General features: G+C 52.5%; 11 protein-coding genes and 2 riboswitches. All 11 genes read right to left on the reverse strand.

The features are described 5' to 3' along the window. Nucleotides 1-32: 32 nt before the first annotated feature. A riboswitch (cyclic di-GMP riboswitch) is annotated at nt 33-111 on the reverse strand. Nucleotides 112-608: 497 nt separating this feature from the next. Next, entirely contained in the window at nt 609-2,198 is a 1,590-nt protein-coding gene (locus EBB_RS11305) for a ShlB/FhaC/HecB family hemolysin secretion/activation protein (RefSeq protein ID WP_225587407.1), read from the reverse strand. 109 nt (nt 2,199-2,307) lie between these two features. Then, a complete protein-coding gene (locus EBB_RS11310) occupies nt 2,308-3,867 on the reverse strand; it encodes a hypothetical protein (RefSeq protein ID WP_192393962.1) in 1,560 nt (519 codons plus the stop codon). Nucleotides 3,868-3,967: 100 nt separating this feature from the next. Further along, the gene (locus EBB_RS11315) at nt 3,968-4,759 is read right to left on the reverse strand and encodes a hypothetical protein (RefSeq protein WP_192393963.1); all 792 of its coding nucleotides are present in this window, start codon (nt 4,757-4,759) and stop codon (nt 3,968-3,970) included. A 39-nt stretch (nt 4,760-4,798) separates the two neighbouring features. Further along, nucleotides 4,799-4,877: riboswitch (cyclic di-GMP riboswitch) on the reverse strand. Nucleotides 4,878-5,368: 491 nt separating this feature from the next. Then, on the reverse strand, nt 5,369-5,884 hold the full coding sequence (locus EBB_RS11320; protein ID WP_192393964.1) for a type II secretion system protein M: 516 nt from the start codon (nt 5,882-5,884) through the stop codon (nt 5,369-5,371). Beyond that, entirely contained in the window at nt 5,865-7,058 is a 1,194-nt protein-coding gene (gene gspL / locus EBB_RS11325) for a type II secretion system protein GspL (RefSeq protein WP_192393965.1), read from the reverse strand. Before gspL ends, EBB_RS11320 begins: the two co-directional genes overlap by 20 nt. Then, nucleotides 7,051-7,986, reverse strand: coding sequence for a type II secretion system minor pseudopilin GspK (gspK, locus tag EBB_RS11330; protein ID WP_192393966.1), 936 nt, complete (start codon nt 7,984-7,986; stop codon nt 7,051-7,053). Before gspK ends, gspL begins: the two co-directional genes overlap by 8 nt. After that, nucleotides 7,983-8,561, reverse strand: a complete 579-nt coding sequence (gspJ, locus tag EBB_RS11335; protein WP_192393967.1) for a type II secretion system minor pseudopilin GspJ — start codon at nt 8,559-8,561, stop codon at nt 7,983-7,985. Before gspJ ends, gspK begins: the two co-directional genes overlap by 4 nt. After that, a complete protein-coding gene (gene gspI / locus EBB_RS11340; RefSeq protein ID WP_192393968.1) occupies nt 8,551-8,928 on the reverse strand; it encodes a type II secretion system minor pseudopilin GspI in 378 nt (125 codons plus the stop codon). The genes gspJ and gspI overlap by 11 nt, the downstream gene beginning before the upstream one ends. Next, a complete protein-coding gene (gspH, locus tag EBB_RS11345) occupies nt 8,925-9,437 on the reverse strand; it encodes a type II secretion system minor pseudopilin GspH (RefSeq protein WP_192393969.1) in 513 nt (170 codons plus the stop codon). The genes gspI and gspH overlap by 4 nt, the downstream gene beginning before the upstream one ends. A gap of 14 nt (nt 9,438-9,451) precedes the next feature. After that, the gene (gene gspG / locus EBB_RS11350; protein ID WP_192393970.1) at nt 9,452-9,883 is read right to left on the reverse strand and encodes a type II secretion system major pseudopilin GspG; all 432 of its coding nucleotides are present in this window, start codon (nt 9,881-9,883) and stop codon (nt 9,452-9,454) included. Nucleotides 9,884-9,979: 96 nt separating this feature from the next. Beyond that, entirely contained in the window at nt 9,980-11,191 is a 1,212-nt protein-coding gene (gene gspF, locus EBB_RS11355; protein WP_192393971.1) for a type II secretion system inner membrane protein GspF, read from the reverse strand. Between the last annotated feature and the right edge of the window lie 6 nt (nt 11,192-11,197).

The raw sequence follows: 11,197 nt of genomic DNA on the forward strand, positions 1-11,197 counted from the left end.
TGCCAATCCAAGAAACAACCGCGGAAAAATCGGTTGGCAACCCGGCTGTCTTGATTGACAAGACCCGCGGCTTTCCGCCCCCGCTTCGCAACGGGTTTAGCAATATTTAAATAAAATGGTAAAAATTATAAAAATAATTTTTAACTACCTTAATAAGCATAAAATGCTGAATAAATACTAATTTAAAACCGTCGCATAATAACTGTACGAAAGTAGTATCAAGGCAATATAAAATATTACAAATTTATTACATAGCAGCGTATTTTTAATAAATGTGTAATATTAATTATTAAATAACTAATATCCCGAATCGAATAACCGGAAAATCACTAGTCAATTTGATGCGAATGCCACCAGCCATTCATGGTTCGACAAGCTCACCACCAACGCTGATCAGCAAACTTAACTAGCACGGCTACGGCATCCCCATCGGGAAAGACTCTTCCACCTCGAAAGCGAGCGGCTCGCTCACCGCTACCCGTTTTGTGCCACCGGGTATAACAAGTTACAAATCACTTAGCGATTGCGGCTGAGCGGGATTTTCCCGTTCGTCCTGAGCCTGGCGAAGGATGGACGGGAAAATCCGGGGAATCTCAGCTCACCAACGCCTAAAATTGCGTAGCAATCCTAAAGTCCACTCTATTCTCGCCGCGCCTGACAGTGCCTTGATCCAGTAACGGAATACCGAAATCAAACTCGCCTTGCACATGCTTGAACATATCGAAACGTAAACCCACCCCGGTGCTGGCCAGTGCCATTTCGTTGGCGTTACCCGGCAAGGCATCGACAATCCAGCCTTTCCCGGCATCGACAAACACCAGCGCCCGCATTTTGTCGAACTCATCCCATTCGTCCGGTACCAAGCGGGGGCTATACCATTCCAGCGAGGCGGTCACACCGTCATCCGACAGCGCATTGGTTTCCAAATAACCGCGCACAGTTTGATAGCCGCCCATCGAAAACTGCTCGTTACTGATCAACGGCGAATCGGTGATCTGTCCGGACATGCGCGCAGCTACTTCCATACCCCATGGCAAGTTATGCCGGTAGTCCATGCCACCGCTCAGATAGATAAAGTTGGATCGGGCTAAAAAGCGCTTGTCGGCAAACTGCTGTTCATCGCTGCCCAAGCCGCGTATCGCAAAATTGACGCCCACATTGAACGACAGCAAAGACTCGGCATCGCGGAAATTGCCGCTGTACTGGGCCATGAACGGCAAATAACTGATAGGGGTTTTTAAGGTATCCGAACCTAATAAATTCAAATCTTCCTTAAAGTCTTTGTAATCGACGCCCAGCGTCGCTGTGTGCGTGTAATTATTTAGGGTCTTCAGCGGCGACACAAAACGCGCGCCGTAAATATCACCAGTACCAATCACCGATAACGCGCCGGCGCTGGCAATTTGCGACGTTGAAGACGAACTGACCGCATATAAGGCCAGGCGCTTATCGTCATCAATGACCGGCAGCACATAACTGCCCACCAAAACCTCCACTTCGTCTGGATTTTCCGGCGAGGTTTGATACATAAACGAAGCGCTGTGAAATTTTTGCCAGAGATTGTCGTAACGCAGCGATACCAAGGTCCGTAAGCGGCTGGTGTTTTGCGTATTGTGGGAATTCACTTCCACCTTGCCGTGCAAAGGCAGTTCGTCTTTCACTTTGAGATCCACTTCCAGCGTGCCCGGCGTTTCACCGGCGCGCAGCACCGGCACCACCGTCCGGTCCTGGCTTTCGCCGGCCAAAGTGGTCAATTGCTCCTGCATTTTTTGTAGATTAGGAACATTACCCTCTGCCAGCTCGGGTACTTTGGCTTTAATGGCACCCAACGAGAAATAACGGGAATCGGTGACCCGCAAGCGCGACACCTTACCTTCCGTCACTTGTAAATACACGACGCCGCCGACCACGTTCTGTTCGGGAATATCCACAGAGACGGTTTGATAACCTTTACTGCGATACAGTTCTTCCAGTGCGCTACGCGCTTCTTCCACGGTATCGATGGTTTTTTTCGGGCCCAAAAACCGGTAAACAGTGCGTTCAACCAGTTTTCGGTCCAATAAGGTGCTGCCCTTCATACGCAGCTCCAGTAAATCGAATTGATTGCCAGCTTCTTCCGCCTGGCCAAGCGTGCTGGCTGTTAATAACATCGCCGCGAGACCGAAACGGACCGAGCCTAAAAACAAATGTTGTTTCATTTCACCCATCGCAAAAAAAGACAGCCTCCGCAAGCGAAGGCTGTTTGTATCGAATGCGCATCCTTGCGCGAACCTCCAGCTATTACACTAAAGGTTTGTTACATGCTGATTACATCGGTTTGCTGGTGTTGGTAGATGATTTGATAACCGGCACTTGGCAGTTGCTCAAAGAACCTGAGGCAGCATGCGAGTAAGGCATAACCGGCGCATTGATGTTCAATGTGTCGGTAAAGTTGTTGCCGTTACCGATAGCCAGATAACCTGATTGACCGAATGGGTGAACGAAACCAATGTTCAACTCGGTAGCCAGAATGGTTGGTGAAGCCGCATCCGCAGCGATTTTAGCGATAACAGTGGATTTATCGGCGCTGATACCTTTACGCCATTGGAAAGTTTGCTCAACCCAATCCAGGTATTTTCCTCTGAAGGCTTGTTCCAGAGTCGGTGCTACACCGTCAACTTTAATAAAGCGGTAATGCTTGGCGTGCGTGGCGTTGTTTTCCAAGCTTTGGTGACCGATGGCCCAGCCTCTGTTACCGGCAGTGTTAACCGCAGTGTTGAACACGTCTGGGTTAGTCGTGGTGATTTGTTTGGACACAGCTTCGCCGTCAGCAAAGTCTTCCAGGCACAATTCCATATCACCGGAACCGCTAACTTCATGCTTAACAGGACCCGCTAAATTAGAACCCGTCCAATCAGGTGACAAACCGGCAGAACTGCAGGGGTTGTTCAGGAATTTGACGTATTGTTGTGCGCCGGTACCGGAACCGTCGATACGTTTGCAAAAGTGCACTTTAGTATCGTTAGGCGTAACGTTTCTGACAGTGCCGTCGGAATCGGTGTAAGTCAAACCGGCAGTCAAGCTGGTTAAGGCCGTGCCGTTTACTTTAAACTCGGACCATCTTTTGATTTGACCGGAAATCAATTCAGCGACTTGTTGTTTGCTCAAGCTCGGCATACAGGCTTCGGTGTAATCGCCCGGTGCGCAGCTGCCGCCAAAACCGGCCAGCAGGTTTTGCGCTCTTTGCAAAGCCACATACAAGTTATCGGAAACGGGCACACCAAATACCAAGGCCGCCGCAGGCACCACGTTCAGCGCGGCGTCAGCAGCAACTGGATCAACCGCAGAGGCGTTTGAAGGTTTGTTAGGACCGACGAACAATTTTGGCTCGACATCGGAAATACCGGCATCGGACAGCACGTTGGTCAGGTTAGCGCCGCTGGCGTTGCAAAACCAGGTGTTGGTCGCGCCTTGTTGGGTGCAGTTACCGTTGTCGATACGCATAGCCGCAATCGCCACGCCGTCGATCAGCGGGTTAACGCCTTGCGCAGAACCGCCGGCAGAACGTTTGTGGAACAGGACTTTAGCCGTGGTTGCCGCAGAACCGTTGACGGTCAGGCCGGGCACGTTAGTAGAGTTCAGTGTGCAGAAATAAGCACTATGGTTTTTACCTTCGGAACCCGCTGTACCGTTGTCTTTAAATACATCCAAAGTACCAGCGTCGCACAAATTAACGAACAATGCCGCCAGGGCTTTGTCTTGCGCGCTAGCGCCGGACATGAAGATTTCGATATCCGGCGTGACGCTTGGCGCATGTGCGGATGCACCTTGCGAAAAACCTGCCAGAGAAGCCACTGCGATAGCAGCAGACAATAATTGCTTTTTCATTGTATATCTCTCAATTGATTGAATTTAAAGTTTGAGCCGACCCGTTCATGAAGGGGGAACCAACGAAACAGAATCCGGCCGGCTCAAGCCGCTTGCGGAATTAAACCGCCAGCGATTTACGGCGAGTGGCGCGCAGTACACCCATCAAACCGGCGCCGAACATCCAAACTGCGGCAGGCAGCGGCACAGCAGCAGGCGCAGCTGTGTAGGTCAATGAACCGACATTGCCGTTAATTGCAAAATTCCATGTACCTGGAAAAGTGACTAATTCGCCGGTGTCGAAGTCGCCATCATTGACTTTTTCATGAACAAAGGCCAAAGCCGTGCCCAATTGGCCTTGACCTGTGAATGGCAATGCGGTTTGCAAATCATTACCGTAAACAGCAGTGTAGCCTTGTTGGCCGACTGTTTTGAAGGTGCTCAGGTTGTTGGCATTAGCATCTTGAGTTTGGATATAGCTGACCAAATCATTCCATTTACTCATGGTGTTGCTAATGTCTGCTGCGTTGGTATCGAAAGCAGCAGGTGCAGGAACTACTGAAGTTGTATAGAAACCATACTTAGCAGTATCTGAAGGGTCGTTCAGTAATCCATGTCCACCCGAAACGCCCCAAGCAACGTTATTGCCTGCAGTGTAAGCAGCAGCGAACGATTGGAAGTTGTTGTCGCTCAGCGTGAATGACAATGGTTGGCTGGGGTTAGCCAAAAATTGTTCAACAGTGATGCCCAAATCCAGCGTGTAAGAGTTTTGTGCTGTGTAGTTAACCACGTTAAACAAAAACTCACTACCGTCTGCTGTCGCATCGCCGATAGCTTGGATACGCGCTTCCGCGGCGCCTGAAGCGGCCGCTGCCAATACTGCAACTGCCAACAATTTTTTAGACAATTTCATTTTTAAAACCTCATGTTTAAATTTCGATTAATGACATAAGGTGACAGCCCAGCCGTCTTGACCTGCAAGACCCGTGACTTTCCGTCCCCGCTTCACAACGAGTTTGGCTTTTACACGCTTTAGATTGCACTCGACACCATCTAACATCCTGACAGCGCCGCTTTATTGCCCCCGCTACCATGTTCCGTCTAGCCTCCTCCCTATCCTCTTCCTTCGCCGCTCCTTGTCCGTGCCGTCCGTGTTCCCTAGTTGCTCCCGAATCTTTGTTGAACGGCCGTTCCTCAAACCCTCAACTTGGCGCGAATTATTCCAGAGCAATAGCGGCGTTTCGGTTACAGCATTGTTAAATTCACGTGACATGTAATACATCTGTATTACAAAACCGGCCGCTAACACGGATATTCAGCGGATGCTCGACGAGGGGGCTATGAAATTTAAGACTCTGTTGGCGGGCGAGGCTTCTGGGTATAAATTGTCGTGAGCTCTGATCGGCAGAGCCTTGCTGACTATTGAGTTAATCCAACAATTAGATGCAGGCATCCAGCGCCATGGCAGGCAAGCTTTGAACTATGCGTGCACTTAAAGGCAGGTCAAATAATTGCCAACCTGTTAAACAACGCCCAACAAGACTTTGGCGTTAACGATACCGTCAGCATCTGCCGGTTTTTCCACGTCAATTTGCAGCACCTGCAAACGGTGTTTGGTTTCCAGAATCGCCAGCCAGTACATCAGCTTATCGAAAGGCAAATGCTCCAGCCAGACGCTGACTTTGTCCTCGCCTTCCGGCGACAGATGCTTAATCGCCGCTTTTATCTCTAGCTGCTGGCTACTGAAATCGACTAGCGCCAGCGGCGATTGCTTACTGCCATCTAAAGCCGGAGCATCAACCGTCGCTTGCTGCCGCAGGACCGTCGCTTCGTTGCCAACTTGCTGTAAATAGCTATAGATTTGCCTTTGCGCCTGAATTTTTAGCGTCAGCAAGCGGCTCTGCTCCGCCAGCGGTTGGTAAAACAGCAGGTACGCACCATAAACCAGCACGACCAACAAACCACCCAACCCCAGCACTCGCTCTCTGGGCGATAGTTCGGCAAAGCGTTGGATTAAGTCATTTTTCGCGAATCTCAAGTTGCGCCTCCACACCGTTCGCGCCGCTATCGGCGGATTGAAGTTTCACCTGCATGCTGCTTTGCAACTGCTGTTTAAATTGCTCCAGCTGGCCGATGTCGTCGGCAACTACATGTAGCTGCAAACCACCGTTCAGGAAATTGAGTTTTTGCAAATGCACGGCCGGCGTGTCTTTCAATACCAAGCCGGAACGGTAAAGCAAGCGCATAAAGCCACTACCGACGACGTCGTGTTGCTTTCTCAGCTGCGCCAATTGTTGCTCGGCTTGGGCTTTAACATTGACGATGCGCTTCACCTCGGGAAAGCTTTGTTTGAACAGTGCTTGGGTTTTAGCCTCCAACTCGCTCAGCTCGGCTTGCTGTTGCCAGTAGGTGTGCAATAAGGCGTAGCTCTGCACCGCCAAGGCCACACCCAGAAAAATGGCTGCCGGCAGCCATTGCTGCCAGCGACCTACCTTTTGGCTACTAACGGCATAGGCACCGCTCAACACATTCAGCTCAGCCGGCAACGACTCAACGGCGCTCGCCATGAATGACAAAGGTGCTTGGATAATTGTTTCCAAACCGGTACCAGCCAAACCATCCGGTAGCTTGCTGTCTTCGCTGGCTTTGCATATCAGTAAAGTCTGAAAATCAGCACCTTCGGCACGGGCTTTTTCCAGCAGTGGCAGCAGAAACAGCGCATCCACCCCCCCACCCAAAAAGGCAGCGCTGCGCAAAATAGCGTTGCTGCCGTCGAGCAACAAAGTGGCTTGTCCGGGCTGATACGGCAAGCATAAGGTTTCGGGATATGCGCCATCCAGCAACAAACCAGCTTCCCGAAACGGCGTAAGCCACGCAGATAATGTTTCATGGGTAATCGCCGCGACGGCGAGCTTATCCCGGTCCTGTTTTAGCCAAACCAGATGATAATTTTCCACGTCCTCGGCCAACAGGTCTTCCAAGGCAAACGGCAAGGCTTTTTTCAGTTGCGCCGTGTTTTTTACCGCCAGCTCGATTTCCAATAACAACACCGAGGCAGCCGGCAATAACAGCAGCACGGACTTACCCTCCGCAGCCGCCGCTAACTCGGCCATCGTGCCGGATGCCGGCTGACTATCCGGCTCGGCAAGATTTAACCATTCCAGTTTATCGGCCGATTCGGCGCTGAATCTAACCAGCAGTTTTTCAGCCATGTACCAAGCCCTGGCGCTGCCGCTTCAAGACTTGCGCACCGCCACTGTCGCGTTGCAATTGCGACTGAAACTGCAAATGGGTTTTGCCCATATCGATTTGCCCTTGTAATAAAAAGTTTTGCGAACTGACACCCAAGCCGTATTTACCGATGCCGGCATCGACAACCGCGTCGTCCTTTAAAAACTCGGCGACTTTGGCGAAAGGCTTGCCTCTGGCTCTGAAGATGGATGCCGCCTGATCGGCGCTGATGTCGTCGGCCAAACAGCGCAGCACGGTAGCGCTAGCGGTATTAACATTCAGCGGCGCGTAGCCGTCCACCACATACACATACGGCAATAATTTCGAATAAATCTCGCGCGTCATGCCTTGCACCAGCAATAACTCGCTGACATCGGCAAATTGCCGGTTCGCGGCGCGGTAGCCCGGCTTGGATCGGGTATAGGAGTCGTCTTCCGCACCGTGCGGATAGATAGCGTCCATATCCGCATCGACCCAATCCGTGATTGCCTGGACCAGTTCGGTTTTCAGTTTCAGCACCGCCAGTAAGCGTTCCAGGCGTTTCACATCCGGCGCGGACACTTTACCCTCGACCAATAAGTTGTTCAGATTGAGCCGGCCTTGCAAATCCTCAATCTGTGCTTGCATCGTGCCACCGGTCACCACTGTCGTTGCCAGCGGTTTGGACCAGGCGTCATCCACACCATCGACATCACCCGCCCTGGCATCAGCCGCCAACCGGCCAATCGCCCAGCTTTCCAGGCCATAGGCATATTCCCAGGCTTGCATGCTGCGCAGTTGATTTTCGGTGCGGCGAATATCCATCTGCCGCGCACTGGACATGGACACGACCGCGACAGTGGCGATGGCCAGTATCAGCATCACCGTGATCAACGCTATGCCGTGCTGCACCCATTCTAGCGACTTCATTCCCGCACCAGAAACAGCCGGCGCATGTCGCCCAGGCCAGCCAAGTTAAAATTCGCTTCCACCGCTTTGGGTAAGCCGGTGCCTTCCGCCGGCCAATGCGTCATCCATTCGCTGCCATAAAACCGCAATTCAAGCGCCGCAACGTTCAATAGCTTTTTCCGGCGAAACTGCGTTTGCTGAGTACGATCCAACACGGTCCAGACTTGCCGGTACAAGCTGCCATTTTCCAGGCGATAACTGATACGTTGCAATTGGCTGCGCATCGCCAACGCCGACCATTCCGGCACGCTGCGGGTCAAGGTCAGCAAATCCTCGCCATTGCCACCGGAAAACGCCGGCTGCTCGCTGCCGAATTCGTCCCGTACAGAGCGCGGCAAAGCCTGGGCCAAATCTTCGTTCAGCAAGTACATCGTTTGCTGCAACGCGGCAATGCTGTCCGAGCGTTTTTCGGTGCCGGCCCTGGCATCCAATACCGCACTCAAGCCGGCGTAAGCCATCGCCGCCATGATGGCAAACACGGCCATCGCGATCAGGATTTCCAGCAAGGTAAAACCGCGACTGGCGCTATTGTTCATGGCCGGCCGAAACATAACTAAGCAGACCGGCGTAAGGCGACTTGTCGCCTTCCAGGAACACCTCAATCCGGTAATCCCAGACCGTGCCGCCGAGACTCGGCGTCATGCCGCGCTTGGCCTGCCAATACCAGCGCCGTCCGGCCATGGTTTCCCACCCGTCCAGGTTCTCCGGTTTTTCGGTATCCAGGCGCAATTGCACCGCACGATTGGCGGCTATCGTCGCCGCTATGGTTTTGTTTTCCAGATACCAAAGGTTCTTGGTATTGTCGGCGGTAATTTTGATCAAGCCGGCCATCAGGATGGCTAACAGGGCCAGCGCAATCAGCACTTCCAACAGAGTAAAGCCAGAGTTGCCGGAATATTTCATGGCTTAATGGCGACGCTGGACACCGCTAAGCCCTCTTCCGCCGTATTACTCAGCCAAAACCGGAGATCGCTTTTGGCTAAATCCAAAGCAATTTGGAACACCGCGGAGGCCCCGTCCGGGGTGAAGACAATCTGCGGTTCAGGATGTACTTGGCCGCCAAAACGGTTAGGCAAATACACCGGCTTTTCGTCCATGCTTAAAGCCAAGCGCATACCGGCCGGCAAATCCCGCTGCCTGAATAGCGCGTCGCCGGTCTCCGGCTGCCACTTGCCTTGGTTCGGCGACAGAAACCTATACCCTTGACCGACCAACTCCAGGCCAATAGTTTCGCCGCGTATCATGGCTTCCTGCTCGGCCAGCGCCAGCAGCTTTTCCAGGCGCTGGATTTCCAGTTGTTGCTGCTGACTATGATCGGCATTGCCCATTGCCAGCATCGCCATGCTGCTCATCACACCGATTAAAACCATAGCGATTAACAGTTCTATCAGCGTAAAACCGCGTGCGTTCAAGCTGGGATACGACCTTATTTTTGCGCCCAATTGGTGATGTCCGCGCCAGCTTCGCTGCCGCCTTCCACGCCGTCCGCACCGAAGGAATACAAATCAAATTCGCCGTGCGCGCCGGGCTGCATATAAAAATACGCTTTGCCCCAAGCGTCGACCGGCAACTGATCCAGATAACCGCCCTGCTTCCAATGCGCCCCGGCCGGCAGATTGGCGGGTTTATGCACTAAAGCTTCCAGACCCTGATCGGTGCTGGGATAGCTGAAGTTATCCAGTCTGTACAAATCCAGCGCGGCGCTGATAGCTCTGATGTCTTGCAAGGTGCGCGTAGCGCGGGCCTCGTCCGGTCTACCCATGATTTTCGGGACGACGATGGACGCCAAAATACCCAAAATCACCACCACGATCATCACTTCAATCAGGGTAAAGCCTTGCTGTTTTTTATTGCTCATAACGGTTTAAAGTCGGATTGGTTTAAACACGTCCCGGCGTGCGGGACAACGGGGAGAAGATTAGAAAGCCAACGTGACAGGCGTATGACAAAACCGCTATCTAATCAGCTGGTTCATTTCAAATATCGGTAACAGAATCGCCAGCACGATGGTTAGCACCACCAGACCCATGAACAAAATCAAGGCCGGTTCGAATAAACCCATAGTCAACTCTGTGAGCGCCTGAATATCGCGTTCCTGGTCGTCGGCGGCGCTTTCCAGCATGCGCGGCAATTGACCGCTGGCCTCGCCGCTGGCTACCAAATGTATCGTCACCGGCGGGAAGAAACCGCTGGCTTCCAGCGCTTTGTTCAGGCTCTGGCCTTCGCGAACCTGAATCGCAGTATGCGCCACCGCCTGCCGCATCGCTTCGTTCGCCAACACCTGGCTGGAGATTTTCAAAGCTTCCAGCAACTCTACGCCGCTATTGGTCAAAATTGCCAACGTGCGGGTAAAACGGGCCGTGTTTAAGCCTTTGGAGAACCTAGCGGTAATCGGCATGGTCAGCAACCAACGGTGAAACAGCATGCGCGCCCGCTCCCTGCGCAAAATCAGCTTGGCGGCCACGGATAAAGCCACACCAATAGCCAGCAGCAGCAAACCATTGCTCTGTAAAAAATCGCTGCAAGTAATCAGCGCTTGGGTAATAGCCGGCAACTCGTGGCCCATTTTGTCGAACACACCGGTGATTTCCGGCACCACGTAAGCCAACAGGCCAATCACCACCAATATCGATACCGACGACAGAAGCACCGGATAAATCATCGCCATTTGTAACTTACGATGCAGCTGACCTTTGTCGCTGAGATAGTCGGCGAGTTTTTCCAATACCTGATCCAACTTACCCGAGGACTCGCCGGCTTCGATGGTGGCGCGGTACAAGGGCGGAAAGGTACTGGGAAATGCCTGACAGGCCACGGCTAGGCTTTGTCCTTCCAGAATCCGGCTTCTGATCGCCAATAAAATCCGCCTGGCGCGATTGGATTCCAATTGCCGGGCAATGATGCCAAGCGCTTCGTCTATCGCCAACCCGGACTTCAGCAAAGCCGCCAATTGCCGGGTGATATGCGCCAGCGCGCGCATGCCGATGTTTTGCGCCAATAATGGCGACTGGCCGCTGCGTTCTTTTTTATGAACTTCCTGAATGTCCAGCAGGGTGAAGTCGTTGGCTTTTAATTGCTGACGTGCCGTTTTTATCGTGTCGCTCTCAAGCGTACCTTTAACCGACTTGCCCTTGCCGTTCAGCGCTTGATATTCGAATACCGCCATGGCCGA

It is taken from the genome of Methylomonas fluvii, from assembly GCF_014850975.1.
GTDB classification, from domain to species: Bacteria; Pseudomonadota; Gammaproteobacteria; order Methylococcales; family Methylomonadaceae; genus Methylomonas; species Methylomonas fluvii.